At 45.1% G+C, this 20,374-nt stretch carries 22 protein-coding genes; 19 read left to right on the top strand and 3 right to left on the bottom strand.

Features of this window, described 5'->3' with window-relative positions:
* The first annotated feature begins 483 nt into the window (after positions 1-483).
* The 3 genes from LPY66_RS17515 to LPY66_RS17505 all read left to right on the top strand — a co-directional run bounded on the left by LPY66_RS17515 (position 484) and on the right by LPY66_RS17505 (position 2,586).
* Positions 484-687 (top strand): DNA polymerase beta superfamily protein, encoded by a 204-nt coding sequence (locus LPY66_RS17515; protein ID WP_337985531.1) that lies wholly within the window; start codon positions 484-486, stop codon positions 685-687.
* Positions 678-2,045: a CCA tRNA nucleotidyltransferase gene (locus LPY66_RS17510; RefSeq protein WP_337985530.1), complete on the top strand. Its 1,368-nt coding sequence runs from the start codon at positions 678-680 to the stop codon at positions 2,043-2,045. The genes LPY66_RS17515 and LPY66_RS17510 overlap by 10 nt, the downstream gene beginning before the upstream one ends.
* 85 nt (positions 2,046-2,130) lie before the next feature.
* The gene (locus LPY66_RS17505; RefSeq protein WP_337985529.1) at positions 2,131-2,586 is read left to right on the top strand and encodes a YkvA family protein; all 456 of its coding nucleotides are present in this window, start codon (positions 2,131-2,133) and stop codon (positions 2,584-2,586) included.
* Between the two features lie 8 nt (positions 2,587-2,594).
* Here the strand turns inward: LPY66_RS17505 and LPY66_RS17500 are convergent, their stop codons facing one another.
* Complete coding sequence (locus tag LPY66_RS17500; RefSeq protein ID WP_337985528.1) at positions 2,595-2,741, bottom strand: hypothetical protein; 147 nt, start codon at positions 2,739-2,741, stop codon at positions 2,595-2,597.
* A gap of 320 nt (positions 2,742-3,061) precedes the next feature.
* Here LPY66_RS17500 and LPY66_RS17495 point away from each other — a divergent pair, with 320 nt between their 5' ends.
* The 10 genes from LPY66_RS17495 (at position 3,062) to LPY66_RS17450 (ending at position 10,773) form a co-directional block, all read left to right on the top strand.
* Positions 3,062-3,406 (top strand): PadR family transcriptional regulator, encoded by a 345-nt coding sequence (locus LPY66_RS17495; protein ID WP_443112443.1) that lies wholly within the window; start codon positions 3,062-3,064, stop codon positions 3,404-3,406.
* Positions 3,407-3,530: 124 nt separating this feature from the next.
* Positions 3,531-4,046: a DUF2812 domain-containing protein gene (locus tag LPY66_RS17490; protein WP_337985526.1), complete on the top strand. Its 516-nt coding sequence runs from the start codon at positions 3,531-3,533 to the stop codon at positions 4,044-4,046.
* A 471-nt stretch (positions 4,047-4,517) separates the two neighbouring features.
* Entirely contained in the window at positions 4,518-4,763 is a 246-nt protein-coding gene (locus LPY66_RS17485; protein WP_337985525.1) for a hypothetical protein, read from the top strand.
* A 121-nt stretch (positions 4,764-4,884) separates the two neighbouring features.
* Positions 4,885-5,064 carry a hypothetical protein gene (locus LPY66_RS17480; RefSeq protein ID WP_337985524.1) on the top strand — a complete coding sequence of 60 codons (180 nt, stop codon included), beginning with the start codon at positions 4,885-4,887 and terminating at the stop codon, positions 5,062-5,064.
* Positions 5,065-5,343: 279 nt separating this feature from the next.
* Entirely contained in the window at positions 5,344-6,111 is a 768-nt protein-coding gene (locus tag LPY66_RS17475; RefSeq protein ID WP_337988131.1) for an AAA family ATPase, read from the top strand.
* Between the two features lie 163 nt (positions 6,112-6,274).
* Entirely contained in the window at positions 6,275-6,871 is a 597-nt protein-coding gene (locus tag LPY66_RS17470) for an Ig-like domain-containing protein (protein ID WP_337985523.1), read from the top strand.
* On the top strand, positions 6,861-7,883 hold the full coding sequence (locus LPY66_RS17465) for a FecCD family ABC transporter permease (protein ID WP_337985522.1): 1,023 nt from the start codon (positions 6,861-6,863) through the stop codon (positions 7,881-7,883). The genes LPY66_RS17470 and LPY66_RS17465 overlap by 11 nt, the downstream gene beginning before the upstream one ends.
* Positions 7,883-8,734, top strand: a complete 852-nt coding sequence (locus LPY66_RS17460; protein WP_337985521.1) for an ABC transporter ATP-binding protein — start codon at positions 7,883-7,885, stop codon at positions 8,732-8,734. Before LPY66_RS17465 ends, LPY66_RS17460 begins: the two co-directional genes overlap by 1 nt.
* Positions 8,700-9,884, top strand: a complete 1,185-nt coding sequence (locus LPY66_RS17455) for an ABC transporter substrate-binding protein (RefSeq protein ID WP_337985520.1) — start codon at positions 8,700-8,702, stop codon at positions 9,882-9,884. The genes LPY66_RS17460 and LPY66_RS17455 overlap by 35 nt, the downstream gene beginning before the upstream one ends.
* 10 nt (positions 9,885-9,894) lie before the next feature.
* Positions 9,895-10,773, top strand: coding sequence for a hypothetical protein (locus tag LPY66_RS17450; protein ID WP_337985519.1), 879 nt, complete (start codon positions 9,895-9,897; stop codon positions 10,771-10,773).
* Positions 10,774-10,794: 21 nt separating this feature from the next.
* Here LPY66_RS17450 and LPY66_RS17445 read toward each other — a convergent pair whose 3' ends face one another.
* Together LPY66_RS17445 and LPY66_RS17440 are read right to left on the bottom strand one after the other, a co-directional pair.
* Positions 10,795-12,750: an MFS transporter gene (locus tag LPY66_RS17445; RefSeq protein ID WP_337985518.1), complete on the bottom strand. Its 1,956-nt coding sequence runs from the start codon at positions 12,748-12,750 to the stop codon at positions 10,795-10,797.
* A gap of 16 nt (positions 12,751-12,766) precedes the next feature.
* Positions 12,767-13,285 (bottom strand): nucleoside-triphosphatase, encoded by a 519-nt coding sequence (locus tag LPY66_RS17440; RefSeq protein WP_337985517.1) that lies wholly within the window; start codon positions 13,283-13,285, stop codon positions 12,767-12,769.
* 275 nt (positions 13,286-13,560) lie between these two features.
* On the opposite strand from LPY66_RS17440, the gene LPY66_RS17435 reads away from it, so the two are divergent.
* The 6 genes from LPY66_RS17435 to LPY66_RS17410 all read left to right on the top strand — a co-directional run bounded on the left by LPY66_RS17435 (position 13,561) and on the right by LPY66_RS17410 (position 20,354).
* Entirely contained in the window at positions 13,561-14,619 is a 1,059-nt protein-coding gene (locus LPY66_RS17435; RefSeq protein WP_337985516.1) for a hypothetical protein, read from the top strand.
* 70 nt (positions 14,620-14,689) lie between these two features.
* Entirely contained in the window at positions 14,690-16,318 is a 1,629-nt protein-coding gene (locus LPY66_RS17430; protein WP_337985515.1) for a metallophosphoesterase family protein, read from the top strand.
* Positions 16,318-17,409, top strand: coding sequence for an ECF transporter S component (locus LPY66_RS17425; protein ID WP_337985514.1), 1,092 nt, complete (start codon positions 16,318-16,320; stop codon positions 17,407-17,409). The genes LPY66_RS17430 and LPY66_RS17425 overlap by 1 nt, the downstream gene beginning before the upstream one ends.
* Entirely contained in the window at positions 17,406-18,944 is a 1,539-nt protein-coding gene (locus LPY66_RS17420) for an ABC transporter ATP-binding protein (RefSeq protein ID WP_337985513.1), read from the top strand. The genes LPY66_RS17425 and LPY66_RS17420 overlap by 4 nt, the downstream gene beginning before the upstream one ends.
* Positions 18,905-19,765 (top strand): energy-coupling factor transporter transmembrane component T family protein, encoded by an 861-nt coding sequence (locus LPY66_RS17415; protein ID WP_337985512.1) that lies wholly within the window; start codon positions 18,905-18,907, stop codon positions 19,763-19,765. The genes LPY66_RS17420 and LPY66_RS17415 overlap by 40 nt, the downstream gene beginning before the upstream one ends.
* 46 nt (positions 19,766-19,811) lie before the next feature.
* Positions 19,812-20,354 carry a molybdopterin-dependent oxidoreductase gene (locus tag LPY66_RS17410; RefSeq protein ID WP_337985511.1) on the top strand — a complete coding sequence of 181 codons (543 nt, stop codon included), beginning with the start codon at positions 19,812-19,814 and terminating at the stop codon, positions 20,352-20,354.
* Positions 20,355-20,374: the final 20 nt, after the last annotated feature.

Genomic DNA, 20,374 nt, shown 5'->3' with positions numbered 1-20,374 from the left:
CCGGGGAACGTCTGTTAATTCCAATCAATATGTGGAACGGCAGCCTGATCTGTATTGGCAAGGTCAATAAAGGCTGGAATAGATCATCAAACCTGTATACCTCTTTTCTAATCCTTCTGACATTCATGCTTATGATGTTTTGTTTCAATATAACTGTTTAATTTAAAGTAGCCCCAGGTTGCAAGCGCAAACCAAAACGTAAAATTACCTGCTCTTATTAGGAAATTTTCAGGTTCATGGAACATTTCCAAGTTGACTAATACCCGGGAATATACCATGCTCATAATTATCCCTGAAATAGGAAATAAAAAGACAAAGGGCCTGTGTTTCGGTAAAAAATAGAAGTACATGATGTTTTGTTTTAATGAATGCTTAGTATGCTCCGGCAGTCTTGGAGCGATGCATAGACGGAGAAAGATGCTTATTCCCTAATTTGTGATATCATATAAGGTAATACATTCTCCTTAAAGAGGAAGAAATATCATGAAAGAGTTATTGCAGCAACCTGAATATCAATTTATCCGAAACGAACCCCATCTCGGTAAGCATGTTATCTTACTGACCTTAAGCGGATCTTATGCTTATGGGACGAACACCGTAGGTTCGGACATTGATGTCAGGGGAATTACCGTTGAATCCCCCAGCGATTTGACTAATCAGAAGTATAGGAGTTTCGTGTGCTTATAAATCCAAAAGCTAAAAGAATTATTGAAATATTAGAGTTCAGCGGATACGAAGCCTTTATCGTGGGTGGCTGCGTCCGTGACCTGATCTTGGGGGTAATGCCAAAGGATTGGGATATTACCACCAACGCCTTGCCGGAGCAAATGCTCACTGTGTTTAAGGATTACCATACCATTCCTACCGGCCTGAAGCATGGGACGATTACCGTGATGCTGGATCATGAGCCGTTTGAAGTGACGACGTATCGAATCGATGGCGAATACTCGGACAACCGGCGGCCGGACACGATCAAATATTCATCCTCATTGATTGAGGATCTGGCCAGGCGGGATTTTACGATGAATGCGATTGCCTATAATCCGAAAACGGGTATCGTCGACCCATTCTGTGGGCAGGAAGCGATTCGCGCGAACGTGATCAACACCGTTGGCAATGCCGACGAGCGATTCAGAGAAGATGCCCTGCGCATGCTGCGGTGTATTCGTTTTGCCTGCCAGCTTGGCGCCACTATCGATGGCGTGGTTTACGACTCGCTTTGTCGAAACAGGGAGCGGATTCAATGGATCAGCATGGAAAGAATCCGAGAGGAAACGAATAAAATATTGATTTCTGATTTCCCAAGCCGGGGAATCAGCCTTTTATACAAAACCGGATTATTGCGCTATTTCCTTCCTGAAATCTGCAGCCTGGCAGATTTTGATCAGCATAATCCGCATCATCATAAAGATGTATTGGAACACACTATGCTTGTTCTGGATGCGGTTCCCAATACGTTGTCCCTAAGGTGGGCGGCTTTAATGCACGATATCGGGAAACCGGCAGCATTTTCATTGGGTGAAGATGGCATTGGTCATTTTTACGAGCATCATAAACTGGGCGCGGACATGGCCAGAGACATTTTGTTGCGCTTAAAGTTCGATCATGATACAGTGAAGAAAGTTGGAATTCTCGTCTATAATCATATGTATCGGTATGACACCCTGCGCACTGCCAGTATAAAAAGGTTCATTACCCGAGTCGGCGTTGACAATTTGGACGATCTATTCGCACTTCAGCTGGCAGATGTCCAAGGAAGCAAGCCGCCTCACGACTTTAGTAAAATCATCAGGCAGAGAAAAGAAGTCGAACGTATTTTGAACCAGAAAGAACCTTTAGCCTTGAAGGATTTGAAGGTGAATGGCAATGATCTGAGGATGATTGGTTTTGAACCGGGAAAGCGATTAGGCGATACCCTAAGGTATTTGATGGAAGAGGTTTTGCAGAACCCGGAGTTGAATAATAAAAATATTTTATTAGGAATGGCTGATACTATTAGAAACAGCAATTCTGTCACGGCCAATCTTAAGCGGAAGGATACATGACTGGTACACGGTACACCGTTCTTATTGCACCCTCCATGGTGCTCGCGACATATAAAAAAATGAAAAGATGAAAAGAGGTATTGCCATGACTGATCCCATTCGGAACGACCATGTTGATTTTTATCAATCCCTGAGGAAAAAGATCAAGGATTATTTCGCCAGTGAAGAGGGCAAAACGAATCAATATGCGGAGTATATCCTGATTGCCCCCGATTTGTTTCATCTTCTGTGCAAGTTGACCGTTGACAAAGATGTTAACGTAGACGACAAAGCCAAGCTGGCCATCGCCATCGCTTACTTTGTCTCGCCGATTGATTTAATCCCGGAGGTCTTTTTAGGCCCGGTAGGATTTGTTGATGATATCTCGGTAGCTGCTTATGTTCTGGACGCGATCATCAATAATACGGATCCGGAGGTCGTCCGCCGGCATTGGGCCGGTGAGGGCGATATCCTGAACAGAGTCCAGGAAATTATTAAGATCGCCGATAATATGGTTGGAACTGGGCTTTGGAAGAAAATCAGAGAATTGTTTGGGAAATAAAAAAAAGTTTATTTGCTTTTTTCATGCTTGCCGTCATGGACACCGATTTTTTCGCCGTTGATGATTCCGACGTCCGCATTATCTTTCGGCTTCATTTTTCTCAATTCCGCGTTGCTTTTCTCTCTGTCTTTGTTTCGATTTTTGTTATTATCCATCGACATTATCCCCTTGTGAATGTATTTTAGTTGCTGTATATTTAATATCTACCTTTAAGCGATAGATTATCCACCGTATTTCGTTAATTTCGTAGCGGCATCGCTTCATTTAAGGGTATGTCTATGACTGCGTGCCAGGCAAAAAAATACCTGCATCATACTGGAAGGGATCACATCTTCCCCTCATAAATATAGTTTGTCTTTATGGAGCTGCTCAGGTCTTCCCAGACTGGGGCGGCTTTTGTTTTTGTTTATAATATATCATTGACAGATATATCGTAAGGTGATATATTATATATCGTTAGATGATATATCGGAGGATGAGAGGTTTGGATAATACACCGTTGACGGAAGCTTTGTTTTATATTCTATTGGCAGTGCGAACACCGAATCATGGCTATGGAATTATCCAAGATATTAATGAGATGACAGGTGGAAGAGTCGCTTTAGGTCCCGGAACTTTATACGGCGCGATTAACTCCATGCTGACCAAAGGGTGGATCCGCTTATACAGTGAGGATAAGGAATCCCGAAAGAAAAAAGAATACCTGTTGACAAGCCGGGGTATGGAGGTCTTTCAAAACGAAGTGCAAAGGCTGCAGGAACTTATTTGCAACGCACAAAAGATGGAACAAAGTAATTTGATGGATGTGGATGGGCGATGATGATAAGAGAGAAGACGATAATAGCGAAAACCACAAAGAGAATAAGAAAATGAAAACAATAAGATAAATGAAAACCATAAGATAAATAAAGACAATTAAGATAGATGAGAGGGGGAAAGACACGATGTTAAAATTCAGATTGTATTATGATAAAGATGCCGAGCAAGATTGGCTGCAGAAAATGTGTTTGGAAGGATGGGCGCTGAAACAGTTTTTCCTCGGCTTTTATACGTTTGTACCCTGTGAACCCGGCGAATACAATTATCAGATTGATATACTGGATAATTGGCATGGCGATAAGACCGATTATGCCACGTTTATGGAGGAGGCCGGCGTCGAAGTAGTCGGTCAGTGGTGGCGATGGGTATTCCTGCGCAAAAAGGCTGCCGATGGGCCCTTTGAGATGTATACCGATGCACAGTCCAAAATAGCGCAATACCGTAAGATCAAACGTTTTTTCACCGTCTTTTTGGTAATTGAAACCATCTGTTTCTTGATGGAGCTGATGGCCGCTATGGAAACGGGTGAAGTTGTTATTGGTGCTTTAACAGTGTTGCTCGGGATTATCACGTTAGCGTTGTTAAGGATCGTCTGGAAATGCCAGTGGAAAATTGAGCAATTGCGACGTGAGGAGATATAGTGAAGTAAACTTAAATAAGATATTCAGATGGATTTATATCTTTCTGATACACATATAAAAACCGCGAAAGCGGTTTTTGCTGTATCAGGAAGAATAATGCTATGGCTTGATTAAAATATTATAAAAATGTAGGAAAAGAAAGGAAAGAAGCTATTAAAAGAGAATTATACAAATATTGGATAAAGATATCGTGTGTCTAAGGAACATGTTTTGGTTTCTTCTGAATGATTTAGGCATAAAAATATCTAGGGAGTATTTTTATAAAGGCAGGTGATAAATTTAAACATACGTTCATATCCAAATTATTCAGATGCCGAAGACTATAGAAAACGGTCTAAAATTAGTTTTGCTTTATTTTTATTTGAAATTCCCTGTTTGCTGGCTGGTATTGCAGTTTACTTTATGTAATTTGAACTCAACCTACCGATGTGGTTTCGTGAAGGCGGTAAATAAAGATATTGGAGGAAAGAAATGATGACACCGATATTTGGTTTAACAGTATTGATTCAGATTATTTGGGCCCTGATTTTAATTATTACACATATTGCGCTAACCGTCATTGTCTATAGGGACGCGAAAAGTTTATCACAAACCGCTTTAGAAATATCCCCTTTACTTTGGCTGGGCATTGCATTTTCACTGCCAATCATCGGTATGGTTGTTTATTGGTTGATGAATTACTCATCGTTATCACGGCGTCAAGCAATAGTAGATTGAGCTTGCGAGGATGTGAATTACTTTTATAAAAACTGAATTGAGAAATTTAGTTTAATAGCCATTCGTAATTGCGGCTGCTGTAAATAATTCGGCGTATTCGCACTGAAAATCCATGCAATATGTGTTCGAGAAAAAAGGTGAACGAATTAAAAAAGGTGAGCTAATGGTCTGGCAAGCCATTCGGGAAATGATTGGCGAGGAAGATACAGCTAGATTTCGGAAGAACAGCACAGAACGCTTTCGATTCTATCTTGATGAAACGACGTATGATATTGTCTTTTTGGAGCATGTTCAGTTGTAATTAATGTATGAAAGATGTCATGACGTGGAGCGAAAAAAAATACAGCTAATTTTGTAAAAATAATGAGCCGGATGGCTCTTTATTTTTAGACCAAATAGGTAAAAATAATTTTAAATATTATATAATGAAAATGAAGATGTATACAAACTCGAGCATACCAGTCAGTCTTCGTTGTCACTGCAAAAGCTCACACAGTATAAAGCAAAGGAAAACGCTCTCATCAAAAATCTGGAAGTGAAGATCAATGAAATGATTATCGAGGCATGAATTATGAAAAAAATGAAAAACGCGCTTGGGCTGATGAAATTACTGCCACAAAGCGAAAGCGACAACCTTACCCAATACATACGCTATATTGAATTAGACCGGGAGCAGGTTCCGTCCTTTACAGAATACCCCTTTGATTTACCTGCCATCAAAAACTTAGACCGATTGTCTTTCCACCCCAAAGTCACCTTCATCGTCGGAGAGAACGGTTCAGGAAAATCAACCATTTTAGAATCGATCGCGGTGGCGTTCGGGTTTAATGCGGAAGGCGGAACAAAGAATTTCAATTTCGCTTCCAGAGTGACGCATTCCGACTTGAATCACTATATTAAAATTGTCAAAGGAGCCAAAAAACCCAGAGATGGTTTTTTCTTCAGAGCGGAGAGCTTTTATAACTTTGCGTCCAATGTGGAAGATTTAATGCTGGAGGATGCCTATGGCGGAAGGTCGTTGCATGAACAGTCCCACGGCGAGTCTTTTTTCGCGGTCTTTCAAAATAGGTTTTCTCGGGAGAGTATCTATATACTCGATGAACCGGAGGCGGCGTTATCCCCTTCGCGGCAGATGTCACTGCTGACAAGAATGCATGAACTGATCAACGAAGGGTCTCAGTTTATCATTGCCACACATTCCCCGATCATCATGGCCTACCCGGATGCTTTGATCTATCAGATTCGAGACGGAATTGAACAGGTAGGCTATGAAGAGACAGAGCACTATCAAATCACGCGCTCCTTCTTAAATAACCCGAAGAAGATGCTGGATATTTTATTGGAATAACCTTTCTCTCGTAACCTCTTGTTGGTCAAACAGTCATATGCTATCATAACTATATTCAATTATAATAATACTAAATTATAATAAATCAAACATATATGATTAAAACTAAATAAATAGCAACCTCGCTCTAGCTATAAATAACACAAAAAAAGGGTGAAAGAGAATGAACAAAAATTCAATCGTTATTTTTTTTATTATGACCTTATTATTGGTTATGTCTCCTTTGGCGATTCTGGCTGCAGGTGAAGAGAAAACACCGTTAGAGATTTCCTCAGCTACAATAACAGACGGGGAAAAGGATGTGCCGCTAAATAAGGAAATTAAATTTGTTTTTAGCAAAAACATTGCGAATATAACGGTAGCAGAAAACAATAAAAATTGTTTCTCCATGACTGATTCTAAAGGTCAGCCGGTTACCATTGAAGTTATCACGTATGACGACCAGCTTGAAAGGGATAAACGGAATGACATTGTAATTAAACCTATTGAGCTCAAGGATGCTGAACAATATACCATTACTATAAGTCCGGATGTTACATCAAAAAGCGGTGAGAAGCTGGGGAAAGAAGTAACATATACTTTCTCCACAAAGGGCTATGTCCCATCTACACAAGCTGGTGCTTCCCCCCAAGCAAGCGGCAGTTCTGCGCCGGCAGGCAATAATCCATTGGTGTGGTGGATTGTTGGCGTTGGTGCTATTGTCATTATTGCAGCGGCAATTATTCTCTATATCAATCATCGGAACAAAAATGTTAAGTAAGAACTATCAGAAAAGAATTCTGGCTATCGCTTGTTTCGTCCTGCCGGTGGTTTTAATTCTGTTTTCTCTGTTTGTCGGCAGGTATGATCTGAGTTTCAGCGATATACTGTCGATATTAATTCAAGGGCAGAATTGGAATTCAGATTTAGACCGCGCTATAGAATATTCATTAATATATGATATCAGGCTGCCTAGGGCGTTGTTGGCTTTTATCGTCGGCGGAGCACTCTCCATCAGCGGGGGCGCTCTGCAGGGAATGTTTCGGAACCCGCTGGTTGACTCCGGTATGCTCGGGGTCAGTGCTGGTTCGGGTTTTGGTGCCTGCCTGGGAATTATCATCTTTCATAACTTTTATATGACCTATGTTTTAGCCTTCTGCTTTGGAATCCTGGCAGTGCTTTTGAGTTACTTTGCAGGAAAAATCTATGATTCTGCCCCAACCGTGACCCTTGTTTTGGGCGGCGTGGTCATATCGGCGATCTTTAGCGCCTTAATATCTTTTATGAAGTTCGTGGCCGATCCGATGGAGCAGCTGCCTACTATTACTTTTTGGCTCATGGGCAGCCTGGCGAGGGCTAATTTTAGCGATATGTCCTTTGCCCTTATACCGATTATCATCGGGGTGGCAGGAATTGTCCTGATTCGCTGGAGGATCAATGTCCTTTCTTTAGGGGATAAAGAAGCAAGTACTTTGGGTGTGAATACGGGAATATGCCGGGCAATTATCATTATTTGCACAGCAATTGCCACGGCCGGAGCAGTCTGCGTCAGCGGTACCATTGGCTGGGTCGGATTGATTATTCCCCATATCGTTAGAATGCTGGTAGGTAATGATAACCGCGTTTTACTGCCTGTCTGTATTTCGGCAGGCGGCTGTTTCCTATTAATTGTCGATCTAATAGCCCGCAGCATAGTAAGCACTGAGATCCCTCTGGGTGTATTGACCGCTTTGATCGGTGGGCCGTTTTTTATCCTTATACTAAAAAGGACTAAGGGAGGCGGCAGCTGGTAATGGATACTTTACAGGTTGAAAATCTTCACTTTCGCTATCATGATAAGAAAATTCTGAACGGAATTAATTTCACTGTGGAACAAGGTGAGGTTTTTTGTGTCTTTGGTCCAAACGGCTGTGGTAAAACAACCATGCTCGACTGTATACTTGGGCTGAACAAACCGGAGGAAGGAAACATAACCATTGACGGCCGGAACCTTACAGCGATGTCCCCGCCCCAGAAAGCGCAAAAGATTGCTTACGTATCCCAGAAGAGCGACCGGACGTTTCCCTATACCGTGCTGGAAATCGTTTTAATGGGCAGGACTGCCTATACAGGCATGTTTTCATCTCCTGGTCCGGAGGATCTTGCGATTGCAAAAAACGCGCTGGACAGCGTCGGTATGTATAATTTCAGAGACCGTGTTTATACCAAATTGAGCGGCGGAGAAGCCCAGCTTGTGAAAATTGCCAGGGCTATTGCCCAAAATGCCGAGCTGATTATTTTTGATGAGCCGACTTCCCATCTGGACTTTCGCCATGAACTCAATGTGATCAGATATATCGCTAAGATCACCAAAGAAAAAAACATTTCGGTGATTATGGCTACCCACTTCCCCAATCATGCTTATTTTTTTGAAAGCTTAGGCCTCCCAACCAGGGTTGCGCTGATGGAAAATGGAGCATTTGAAGCGTTAGGCATTCCGTCGGAAGTGTTAAACCAGGAAAACATGGCTAAGATTTTTAAAATTAGGACTAAAAATTTTAGAGATAGTGAAGGGGACAAGGTACTTAATTTTGTTGTTCCTATCGATTTCTGCGCAGGAGGGGAATGGAATGAGCACGAACACAAACAAGAAACGTATAAATAGAAAAATTGCAGCACTATTACTCGCCTTTTTGTTTTTGGTATCAGCCTCATTGACCGGATGTTCTCAATCAAAAGCACCTGTGGAAGGAGCCGCTAAATCGAATGATCTGACGCCGGAACAAGGATATATCATTGTTACGGACTATTATGGCAACAAAGTGAAAGTGAAGCAGAACCCAGCTTATATCGGCAGTCTTTTTGCAGTCGCTACGCATATCTTCGCTATATATGGCGATGTTGATAAGATCGTAACGATTCCTGATGGAAACACCAGAGATTATTTATTCTGTCAGATATATCCCCAAATTTCCAAAGCCAGAATTGTCAAAGGCAATAATGTCCTGAATATTGAAGAAGTTGTTAAACAGCCTAGGCCGGAGGTGTTGATCGCAAATCCTGAAGTCACTACGGACGAAGCGACTGTTAAGAAACTGACGAACCTGGGTATACCGGTGGTTACTATTGCCTATGACAATATCGAGCAGCAGAAGAAGACTATGGAAATGCTTGGCACTATTGCCGACAGGGAGAAAGAAGCAGCGGACTACAATAAGTATTATCAGTCAGTGGTTGAACTGGTGAATTCCCGGATCAAAGATATACCCGACAGTGAGAAGAAAACAGTCTATCATGCCATTAACGAGCTGCTGAGAACCGATGCGGTTAATACCCTTTCCGCAGATATTTTAGACAAGTGTGGTGTAAAGAACATTGCTTTTCAGGGTCCGCAAGGAGCTAAAACTACCCAACTAAGCATTGATAAACACTATATTGCCCTTGAGGAATTGCTGGAAGCCAACCCCGAGTATATTCTCATCAACGGCGGCGACGTGTTGGATTATATCAATAAAAGCACCCAGCTCCATAATCTCAAAGCCTATAAAGAAAAGCACATTTACCTGATGCCACTGGGTGTTTCTCGGTGGGGGCATCCTACTTCGATTGAAAGCCCGCTAGCCATGCTGTGGATAGCTAAAACCATATATCCTGATTTGTTTGCCGATATTGATATCTGCACGGAAACCAAAGACTTCTATAAAAACTATTTTCATTATGAACTGTCTGATGCCCAGGTAACCAAGATTTTGGAGGGCAGGGAATATAAGGACATTAAAGGTAGTTCCAACCTGGCGGGCGGAACGGGAAAATAAGGGGATAATTATGAAATTGCTTATATGTATTGACGATACCGATAATCTGGAATCCAAAGGCACCGGTTCGATTGCCTCCGAAATGACGGGGATTATCGAACAAAATGGCTGGGGAAAATGCGGAATTATTTCTAGGCACCAGCTTATTCTCCATCCGGATGTACCCTATACGTCTCATAATAGCTCGATGTGTTTTGATGCGGAAATTGGAGATCGATACTTTGACCAGCTGAAAGGAACTCTGGCTGATTATCTTGGAGCTGAAAGCGTTCCTGACTCCGACCCCGGCATCTGTATCGCCGCTCTGGAAACCATAAAAAACCCGCGCGCTCTAATAGAATTCGGTTTTCGGGCTAAATGGGAAGTGTTAAGCAAAGATCAGGCGTACAAGATTGCCAGTGAGACCGGTGTGTTTCTTGAGGAGAAAGGCGGCAGTGGTGAAGGCATCATTGGGGCCTTAGCCGGTGTGGGCTTACGCTTAAACGGCAATGACGGCGAAGTCAAAGGCGGGATTGAGACCTTAATCAAAGGGGAGAGCTACACCGTAGAGCAGCTCCTGCAGGAAGAACTTATTTTTGCTGTTTGTACCATAGATATGCAGTCGTTAGATCCTGATAAAAACGTACAAATCAAATGGAAAGCCAAACCGGTTTTACATGATGGCAAGCCGGTCCTTCTGGTAGCACTTAATTCCCAAAATGAATGGGTGACCCTGGCTAAAAATGAAATGAGACAGTTTGGAGATGATCGGGCAAGTATAGAAGCCTGCCCGAAGTATAAAGCGGATGTGCCGGAAGAAACAGTAGATATAAACGATAACGCTCGAAGCTGCTTTAATTGCCTGTACAGGCGTTGGACTGAGAATTCATTCATGTGCACCCTGAAATAAAGAAAAGGCAACGTCTTTTTTCTAATTCCGATAAAAGGCCAGAAAAATCAGCCCTAATAAGGAAGCAATGGAAACCGAAAGGTAGAGACGCTTAAATCCAATCATCATTAACCTTTGATACTCCTGTTCAATCCTTCCTTTGTTTTGGTCTATCAACGACAAATAATTATCGCCCGCCGCGTTAAATGCACCGGGAATGGCTTGCCGCAGGACAATCATTTTGTCGATGGTGTCCTGCAGCGTGTTCCTGACGGAAATTGTCAATTCCGTTGTGGGGCTTTGATTGATTTCCGCAATGCTTATATTCAATTCCTCAATGCCAATCTGCATCCCGTGCTCAATCCGATCAACCAGTTCGGGCGTTGTTTGGAAGAACAGGCTGCGGGCAACACGTTTACAGTTGGCAGTGATGGTGGTTACGTCCGAAGCTTTCAGCCGATCTAACACGTCGGCGGGAATAGCAATTGGACTGTCACTGCTCATATCCATATCAATTGTTTGCAGGAAAGACAGGTCCGGCATGTAGACCGTAGCGACATACCGTTTGGTTGAGGGGTCACTTCTCAAACGGTCAATGGTTGTTGTTAACTCCGTAGCATAGGGCAACGGTGGTAAAGTAATTTCCCGAGGCAGCAGGTCTCTGACGTTGGCTTGAACGTTCAAGCCGGCTTGCGCGAGAAAGGCGACCATAATTGCGGGAGCGATGGTTGTGCCGATGGTACGCACCAGCGAGAGAGCGGCGAGAGCGGAGTTGGCATCGTTTTTTGTGGTATTTTCCAGCATCATATAATTTAATGGTGTTCCCATTGTGAAGCCTGTTCCTAAACCCATGAGAACCAGACAGAGAATGACACGCCACAGACTGGGGTGATTCGCCGTGGCGAAAACTAAAAAAAGAGATCCGGCAATGGAGAGTACAAACCCGCAGGCAAGAATTACCCTCGGACCATAATGATCGATCAATTTACCGGAGACGGGAGCGCCAATGCCTGCAAATAAGCCAAGAATAATAACAAAGTAACCGCCGGTGCCCGGAGCCATCTTCAGTGCATTTTCGGAAAATTGCGGTACAAAGATCATTCCCATCATCAAAAAGCCGGTAATAAAGGCCAGCGTAAAGGTGATGGCAATTTTCCTATTCGAAAAATAAGAAATATTAAGTATCGGATCCGCGGCTTTCTTTTCCGTCCAAATAAACAGAGGCAAGAGTAAAATAAAAACGGTCAAAAACGGATAGACCGAAAACCGTTGCGCCGAAGTTGTGAAATGCAGAAAATCGATATTCTTTAAACCATATAGAAGTGCCAGAATCATGAGTGTTAAAATCGAAATCCCCAAGATATCGATGTTTTTTGCTCCCGCAGGCTTGGTATTGGGCAGGCAGATAACCCCGATAATCAGGATCAAAGCCGTAATCGGCAAGTTAATATAAAAAATTAATGGCCAGTTGTCCGGGCCGAAGCTGCTGAGAATCGCACTGCCGGCTGAAGCCCCCAGGATGTTGGCGATTCCGTAAACCCCGCCGACAAGTCCCAGCGCTAAGCCGCGTTTTTCCAGCGGAATGGAGGTCCCAAATTCGGCCGTCGCCAGCGGAATAATTCCCCCGCCGCCGATAGCCTGGATAACGCGTGCTAAGAGCAATACGGTAAAACTGCCCAACCCCTGGGCCAAACCGCAAAATAAGGAACCCAAGCCGAATATGAAGATACTGGTGAGGTAAACAACCTTACGGCCGAATAGATCCGCCAACTTGCCCATAAGTGGAATGCTTGCGGCATAGGCCAGCGTATAGAGTGTGATCAGCCAAATCCCCAGTTTTTCTTCAACAAACAGGTTATTTTGAATAATCGTTCTGGCGGGTGTAACAATTCCGGTATCAAGCGCGCCGATAAAAACGCCTGCCAGATAAACAAGCATGACGAGGGTTATGTTTGTTTTTTTATCCGTCATATTTAAAAAACGTTTGCTCCAAATCATTTGCTTTATCATTACATTAAATAGAATTCGCAAATTGCTCAGCAAGCAATAAAGGCAGCGAGTCACGATTCTCTTTTGTCACGGTATACAGACAGACCTTGGGATGGTTTCTTATACCGTCTGTCCAGCCATAACTGTCCTGTTTAACGACACCGAAAACCGGAATATCCCCGTCCAGGCACCGAAATATTTCACGTTGAAAGATATGGGCAGACTTCTCCAGATTTCCGCATTCATCCATTAAAATCAAACGGGCATTGGACATGGACGAACGGAGTAATTCCGCGCCGTAAACGTCAAATTTCTCCAACAGAATGACCGGTTTTTCTTCCCGAACCATACGGGCTATGGCATTTCCTTCATGATAAACGGGTGGTTTGTCCGCGGCATTCATATAGAGCAGCCTGCTTTTTGCCCCTCTGTCAGGCCCAAAGTAAGTTTTGAACCCTCCTGGGGTTATGTTTAGCAGCGAAAGTGTCTTTGTTATTACTGTGCTTTTTCCTACTTGGATTTCACCGGTAAGAAAGATATGCATGAATTCAAGTCAACCTCCAATCCTCTTCATTATACCAACTTTCCTTAAACCAGTGGTAGAAAAAGGTATGAAAACATAATAGAATTTGTTATTATTAGAATTAAATAAGTTTGTTTAATCACAAAATAATTGAAGTAGGATTGATCAGGTTGTTGTTGTATTGATCAGTTTATTAATTGTAGTAATCTGAGTGATTGATAGTAGTTTGAACCATGATGCTAATGAACAATCCTTGCAGAAGGATTGATATATTTACATAACTAAGGGGGAGAAAAATGAAAAAAGAAAAGAATTTCAGGGGCTGGATCCGGTTTATGTTAACAGGTCTTCTGATTATGGTGCTTGCTTTCGCTGGGTGCAGCAAAGGCACGGACCAAACAGCAACAGCAGGCAATTCCGATCAGGGCCAGACAGCGCAAAGTACAACCATAAAAATCGTTGACACCAACGGCAACGCGAAGACGGTGGATCTGAAGAGCCTGACTCAGTTTAAAGGAACTGCAACATTCAAAAAATCAACGGGTGCGTTGGTCGGCCCGGCTGAAATCAGCGGACCGAAACTATCCGACGTCTTTAAAGCAGCCGGAATCGAATTGGCACCATCGGATGCGTTTGAATTTGTTGCTTCCGACGGCTACACCATGACCTTGGACTATATGCAAGCTACCGGGAATATCATGACCTACCAGGAAGACGGTAAAAACGGCACCGTTCGGCAATTAGATGCCATCGTGGGTATCACCTGCAGCGACCCGGAGGTGGGTGAAGGGATGCCGCGTTTATGTTATGTTGGCCAGGACAATCCGATCAGTGACGGCCATCTCTGGGTGAAAATGGTGGATACCATTAATATCAAAGCAGGCGTGGCTGATTGGATGATAAAACTTAGTGGTTATGAAGAGAAAACAATTGACAGGGCGACCTATGAAAGTGCCGCCAGTTGCACCGAAACACCGCATCCTGTTCAGACCATTGAAATCCCCAAGAGTAATGGCGGGGCGGATGTTTATGAGGGCTTGGGTCTGTGGATGATGGTCGCGGTTGTGGACGGCGGAGAAAAAGTCGACGGGCATTATTCGGTGAATCGCGATATTGTACGCTCCGGCTATACGGTTCAGGTCATCACCAAAGACGGGAAAATCCTGGAGTATACATCTCAAGATGTGTCTTATAACGAAAAGATTATTCTGGCGTATAAGAAAAACACCAGTATTCTCGGCGACGGCGAAGCGCCCTTGGTTCTGATCGATGCCCAAAATGCAGACAAGGCTCCAATCATCATGAAACAAGTCGAGCAGGTGAAATTGTTGAATCTGCCAAAAATATCGCAATGAGTACGGATATTAATGCGTATGGGGAAATAGTGAGAATAATCAATTAGAAACAGTTTGGAAGAAGAGTCCCATGAGAAAAGTAAGATTGTTAACAACGTTGTTGATTGGATTATGCTGTCTTGTTGTATTCGGCTGCAGTACAACAGCTACCCAGTCTTCACTCTCTGAGCGTGCGCCCCAAGTCAAAGGGGCAGTCCTGCAGTCAGCATTACCTGCTGACGACGGAATACCTGTCTATGTATACCGTGCTTGGCAACCGGTGATTGCGTTTGACCTTAGCAGCAGGCAAAAATGCCGGATTGAAATCAGCAATGTTCCGGCTGAGCAGATGCAGGGTTCCTTGACAGGGGAACATGGAACAGTCGACCTTTCGCAAGCCGGTGTCCAAATCCAACAGCCGCTTTCCACAAAAATTACGGTCGCTATCCCCAAGGGTTTGCAAGGGAAACTCCTGCTTCAGCCCGCTGCGGCGTGGGGAACAGCAGGTTCTTTTGCTGTGATCGGCGATACCCAGGGCAACAATGAATCTTTCCAAGGGGCAATCAAACAGATCAACCGTGTGCAGCCGGATTTTGTTGTTCATCTTGGCGACATGACCGCCAGCGGCACGGAGGATGAATATAAGGCCTTTCTCCAAACTGCACAGCAATTATTTTGCCCGATTTATACGGTTCCGGGCAATCATGACATCAAAGGCGGCGGAACCTCCCTCTATGAGAAATTGCTGGCTCCGGCGCATTACGATTTTGAATGGGGAGGTAAAACCCTGGTTTTCATTGATGATTCCGTGGGTACGGTGTCTCAGGAACAATTTGCTTACCTCAATGGTATACTGTCCCAGCAATCAAAAGTGATGATTTTTATGCATATCCCTGCTGTGGATCCCCGCGGCGCAAAAGAAGACCATGCCCTGACCGATGCGGCTGCTGCAAAAACGTTTCTAACAATGGTACAACTTCACAAGCAAAACATTGAGGCGGTGATGAACGGGCATATCCATCTGTTTAACCAGTACAGTCAGTACGGCGTGCCGTTGATTACCAGCGGGGGCGGCGGGGCCAACCTCTATGCTGAGCCGGGTGCAGGCGGTTACCATCACTGGCTGTTGGTCAGCGCCGATAACGCCAATAACACCAATAACACTGCTAACAGCGAAAACACATCCCTGGCGATTAAAGTCAACCGTTTTGATCCGCCGGCGAGGCGAGATATTCTAACGGTTACAGGAGCCACGGGTTCCATGGTGTTGCAAGCCAAAGATTTCGACGGTTTATTTGCCGCTTCCGAGGTTGAAGGGAAAGCTTCTTTCCAAAACCAGTACGGCAATATCGGCGGCGCCGGAACGTATGCGGGGATCCCGATCCGAGCTCTTCTTGAAAAAGTAGGCGGTATGACGGAAAACAATACACTGGTGATAACCTCTGTCGACGGCTACCAACAGACGTATTCTTACGGTAATGTCTATCCGGAAAAAGCCGGTTGGCAGGAAGCACAAGGGGAAATGATTCTGGCTACCCAATGGAATGGCAGCCAGCCGCCCGAGTGGCAGGACGGTTATCGTATCGTATTCTTAACTGCCGATGGACTTTATGATAATGCGGATTGTTCCGCTACGTCCGCCCCGGGTGAAGGTTGGGATACTTACGCGTCTGCCGGAGCCCGGTGGGCAAGGTATGTCGTAAGAATGGAGGTTAAATAATGGAGACGCCTCAGCATAAGGTGGAGCAACCCCCACTGCAAACAACTTATAAGAGCAGAAGCAGGGATATCCTGATGATCGCTGTGATCAGCGGCTTGGGCGGCGTTCTGAGTACATATATCAGTTATATCGGCAATATCTTGAATCGCCTGGTCGGAGTTCCTTTCGGAGCCGGGCAGTTTATCGCCGGACTCCATGTTTTCTGGTTGTTAATGGTTCCCTGCCTGATCCGTAAACGCGGGGCCGCAGCCGCCGCCGGTCTGATTAAAGGATTGGTTGAGTTTTTTACCGGCAGCCCGCATGGACTACCCATCGTCCTCGTTTGCGTTATTGAGGGGTTAATTATTGAAATAATAATATTCTTAAGCAAACAAACGATTAATTTACCCACATTGGTGATTGCCGGTGCTTTAGCATCTGTATCCAATGTGATTGTTTTTCAAATTCTGTATTTTTCAGGTGCCTCCTTTGTCTATATCGGTTTGATCTGCCTGGCTGCACTAGTTTCTGGGGCGATTTTCGGTGGCTATTTGACGCATCAATCCCTCGCCTTATTAACGACACTGCGGCCGGGACGGCTTGCGGTAGAAAAAGAGCGAACGGTTTCCCCAAAGAAAAAAATCCTCACTGGGATGTCCCTTGGTTTAGCGGTTATCATTCTTTTGTCTTTTACAGGCGGTGCAATATATTACTATAAAAATATTTATCAGCTGCCGTGGCAGGGTGTTGTACTGAGCATCGAAGGAAAAGTCGAACAGCCGATGAAGACAGGATTAAAAGCGTATGCCAGCGAGGAGGTAACAATCAGCGCAGCCCTCAACGGCAAGGTTACCCATATACCGGAGCAGGATTATACCGGTGTGCCAGTCCGGATTATTCTTAAGGATGCCCGGCCCTTGCCTGAGGCGAAAGAATTAAAGGTTATTGCCACCGACGGCTATGAGGTGACGTTTGATCTGGCTAAAGTCATGAACGACGACAAAATGCTGCTCACAGAAAATAAAGGGAAAGAAACCACGCTGCGGATAATTGCCGCGAATTACGAAGGTGGTTACTGGGCCCAAAAAGTAAGCCGGTTTGTCCTTCAATGAAACAGAATATGATCGAACTGCGGGATTTTTCCTTTACCTATGCGGGAAAAAGCCACCCGGCTCTAAGCAACATAAATTTAACCATTGCGGAGGGTTCTTTTGTCCTCGTTACCGGGCTTAGCGGCTGCGGCAAATCCACCCTCGCTTATACCCTTTGCGGGTTTATTCCTTACGGCTGGCCGGGAGACATGGAAGGCGATGTCCTGGTTGACGGCCAAAATACCAAGAGTACCCCTCCGGAGAAAATCGCCGGGATAGCCGGGCTGGTCCAGCAGGACCCCGATGCCCAATTATGTACATTTACAGTGCGCCAGGAAGTCGCCTTTGGCTTGGAAAACCTGCGCCTTGCGGCTGCTGAAATCCAAGCAAGGCTGGATGACGTATGCGGTATTGTGAATATCAAACACCTTCGGGACCGCGAAGTAGCCGGCTTATCGGGAGGAGAGAAACAGCGCGTCGCTCTGGCTTGCATCTTAGCCATGCAGCCCAGGATTTTGGTGCTGGATGAACCAACGGCCAATCTTGATCCGGATGGCATAGCCGGTTTGACGGCCAGTCTGATAACGTTAGTTAAACAATTCGGCTATACCGTGATCGTGGTCGAACATCGGATAGAACCGTTTATCGCGATGGCTGATCGGATGCTGATTATCCATGAGGGGCGCATCGCGGCAGACGGCACCCCTTCGGAGGTCAACCCGGTATATCGCGACATGCTGGATAACACGTTGAGCAATTCGTTGCAGGCTAAAGTGAAGTTTGACAAAGCCCGCAATCGTGGTGCAAAGACAGAAGCCGACCATACAGATATCCCGATAGCAGCCGACCCACTGCTGTGTGTTCAGGGAATGACCGTACGGCGGGGAGGCCGGCTTGTTCTGGATGATATCACGTTTCAGCTGGCGCCGGGTGAGATTACGGCGGTGATGGGTGCAAATGGCAGCGGCAAAACAACGCTGTTTTTGTCCCTGTTAGGATATTGCCGGCCGGACCAAGGCAAGATTTTTTATCGCGGGCAGGATATAACGGCAGCGGATATCCAGTCCCGAGTCCGGGATATCGGCATGGTTCTGCAAAATCCCGGGCACCAGATCTTAGAGCGGACCGTATGGCAAGAAGCCATATTGGCGGCCCAAATGCTTAAACCTGCAATGAATTTTCAGCCGGCTACGGAGAAACTGATTGAGGAATTTTCTCTGGCGATGGTTCGGGACAACTCGCCTTTCCTGCTTAGTATGGGGGAAAAGAAACGGCTTTGCGCCGTGTCGGTATTAGCTTATGAACCGTCTTTGCTCTTGCTTGATGAGCCGCTGGCCGGTCAGGATGCCGCCCATCTCGATCTTTTAATGGCGCACTTATACAGCCATTGCCAGCGGGGCGGATCCGTCCTGATGGTCTGTCATCACCCGGAAGTGGTTGCCCGTTATTGTCATCGCCTGCTGTTTATCGACCAAGGCCGGGTTGGCTGTGATGCGCCGCCGGGGGATGTGTTTGCATGGTTGAAAGAGAACGGCTTGGAGGCTTACCTGCCATGAAATCGCGGTCTTTCTTTAATAAACTATTGGAATTTGATGATTTGGCCGGTCTGAAGTTCATACCGGGGAGTTCCTGGATCCAGGAGCTTCATCCATTGGTTAAAGTAGGTTTCTTGCTTGCTTTTGCCAGCCTGGTGCTGATCAGTGCCGAAGCGGCGCGAGGGGCTGTACTGCTTGGGATATTGCTTATGGGGTATATTTCTTCCGGTTTAGGCTTGGGGTATTGGCTCCGGAAACTGCGGTTCATTCTGTTTTTTGCTGCGTTTATCTTGCTTATCCAAATTCTTTTCCGCCAGCAAGGGGCACCGCTATGGCAGTTCAGACTTGGGCCATGGCAGTTCGGGATCTGGTCGGAGGGGTTAGGGCAAGGCTTGGCGCTGGCAATGCGTTTTCTAAACCTCATCGGCCTCAGTTTCCTTTTTGTGGCCACGACCGATCCGATGAAGCTGGTTCAGGGCTTGATTCAAGCCGGACTTCCTTATCGCTGGGGATTCATGCTGATTACCGCACTGCGTTTTATTCCGGGATACCAGGATGATTTCCGTCAGATCCGCTTGGCTGTCCGCTTAAAAGGTGTCCGTTATGACGGCTTTTCTTGGACACGGTTGATGAACATGCTGCGTTATCTTTTAGTTCCCTTGCTGGCAACGACGATTCATCGGGTAGATACCCTGAGTATGTCCATGGACGGCAGGGCATTTGGCCTTTATCCAAAACGCACATTTTTAACCCCGCTGCTGTTCACCCGGAAAGATGCCGTTATCGCTTTGCTGGGAATACTTGTTGTAATTTTATTCTTATTGTCATTTTATTTTGGATGATTTCGTCCAAATAAAATAGAAAAATAATTTTTTGGAGGAGAAAGAAATGTTCAAGGTATCAAAAAAGTTACTTATTGTACCGGTTCTTATGCTCTCTTTGGCACTGGTTCTGACAGGCTGTTCATCCGGTGCTAAACAGGATGCGAATGCCAACGCGCCCCAGAACAATAATCAGGCTCCGGCAGATACTGCCGGAAGCAGTGTTCCCGCCTGTACCATCGATGTTGTTAACGGATCCGCTACAGTGACCCTGACCGAAAAAGAATTGGGAGCCATTCCGGCAGTCACTTTGAAGGCGACAATGAAGAAAAAAGACGGATCGGAGCAGGAATACGAATACACCGGAATCCCGCTGGCAAAAGTTCTGGAAGCAGCTGGAGTGAAGGCGTACACCAAGGTTTCCGCTGTCGCTTCAGATGATTATGCCTGCGAGTACACACCGGATATGATCAATGCGGAAGGCAGTATACTTGCATATAATCGGGACGGTGAGGCTTTAGGAAACAGCGGCCCGCTGATGACTATCTTAAAAGAGCAGCCCTCGAACAAATGGTGTAAGAATACGGTGAAATTAACAGTGACACCTTAGTGCTATTAAGTTTAATCGGA

This window comes from Dehalobacter sp. DCM (assembly GCF_024972775.1).
Classification (GTDB): Bacteria; Bacillota; Desulfitobacteriia; order Desulfitobacteriales; family Syntrophobotulaceae; genus Dehalobacter.
Note: the sequence above shows the minus strand (reverse complement) of the source record. Positions and strands in the feature narration are given on the sequence as shown.

Excerpts from the sequence above, each read along its gene's own strand:
- LPY66_RS17515 (WP_337985531.1), top strand. The coding sequence starts at position 484 with ATGAAAGAGTTATTGCAGCAACCTGAATATCAATTTATCCGAAACGAA.
- LPY66_RS17505 (WP_337985529.1), top strand. The coding sequence starts at position 2,131 with ATGACTGATCCCATTCGGAACGACCATGTTGATTTTTATCAATCCCTG.
- LPY66_RS17500 (WP_337985528.1), bottom strand. The coding sequence starts at position 2,741 with ATGGATAATAACAAAAATCGAAACAAAGACAGAGAGAAAAGCAACGCG.
- LPY66_RS17495 (WP_443112443.1), top strand. The coding sequence starts at position 3,062 with ATGAGAGGTTTGGATAATACACCGTTGACGGAAGCTTTGTTTTATATT.
- LPY66_RS17490 (WP_337985526.1), top strand. The coding sequence starts at position 3,531 with ATGTTAAAATTCAGATTGTATTATGATAAAGATGCCGAGCAAGATTGG.
- LPY66_RS17485 (WP_337985525.1), top strand. The coding sequence starts at position 4,518 with ATGATGACACCGATATTTGGTTTAACAGTATTGATTCAGATTATTTGG.
- LPY66_RS17475 (WP_337988131.1), top strand. The coding sequence starts at position 5,344 with ATGAAAAACGCGCTTGGGCTGATGAAATTACTGCCACAAAGCGAAAGC.
- LPY66_RS17470 (WP_337985523.1), top strand. The coding sequence starts at position 6,275 with ATGAACAAAAATTCAATCGTTATTTTTTTTATTATGACCTTATTATTG.
- LPY66_RS17465 (WP_337985522.1), top strand. The coding sequence starts at position 6,861 with ATGTTAAGTAAGAACTATCAGAAAAGAATTCTGGCTATCGCTTGTTTC.
- LPY66_RS17460 (WP_337985521.1), top strand. The coding sequence starts at position 7,883 with ATGGATACTTTACAGGTTGAAAATCTTCACTTTCGCTATCATGATAAG.
- LPY66_RS17455 (WP_337985520.1), top strand. The coding sequence starts at position 8,700 with ATGAGCACGAACACAAACAAGAAACGTATAAATAGAAAAATTGCAGCA.
- LPY66_RS17450 (WP_337985519.1), top strand. The coding sequence starts at position 9,895 with ATGAAATTGCTTATATGTATTGACGATACCGATAATCTGGAATCCAAA.
- LPY66_RS17445 (WP_337985518.1), bottom strand. The coding sequence starts at position 12,750 with ATGATTTGGAGCAAACGTTTTTTAAATATGACGGATAAAAAAACAAAC.
- LPY66_RS17440 (WP_337985517.1), bottom strand. The coding sequence starts at position 13,285 with ATGCATATCTTTCTTACCGGTGAAATCCAAGTAGGAAAAAGCACAGTA.
- LPY66_RS17435 (WP_337985516.1), top strand. The coding sequence starts at position 13,561 with ATGAAAAAAGAAAAGAATTTCAGGGGCTGGATCCGGTTTATGTTAACA.
- LPY66_RS17430 (WP_337985515.1), top strand. The coding sequence starts at position 14,690 with ATGAGAAAAGTAAGATTGTTAACAACGTTGTTGATTGGATTATGCTGT.
- LPY66_RS17425 (WP_337985514.1), top strand. The coding sequence starts at position 16,318 with ATGGAGACGCCTCAGCATAAGGTGGAGCAACCCCCACTGCAAACAACT.
- LPY66_RS17420 (WP_337985513.1), top strand. The coding sequence starts at position 17,406 with ATGAAACAGAATATGATCGAACTGCGGGATTTTTCCTTTACCTATGCG.
- LPY66_RS17415 (WP_337985512.1), top strand. The coding sequence starts at position 18,905 with ATGGTTGAAAGAGAACGGCTTGGAGGCTTACCTGCCATGAAATCGCGG.
- LPY66_RS17410 (WP_337985511.1), top strand. The coding sequence starts at position 19,812 with ATGTTCAAGGTATCAAAAAAGTTACTTATTGTACCGGTTCTTATGCTC.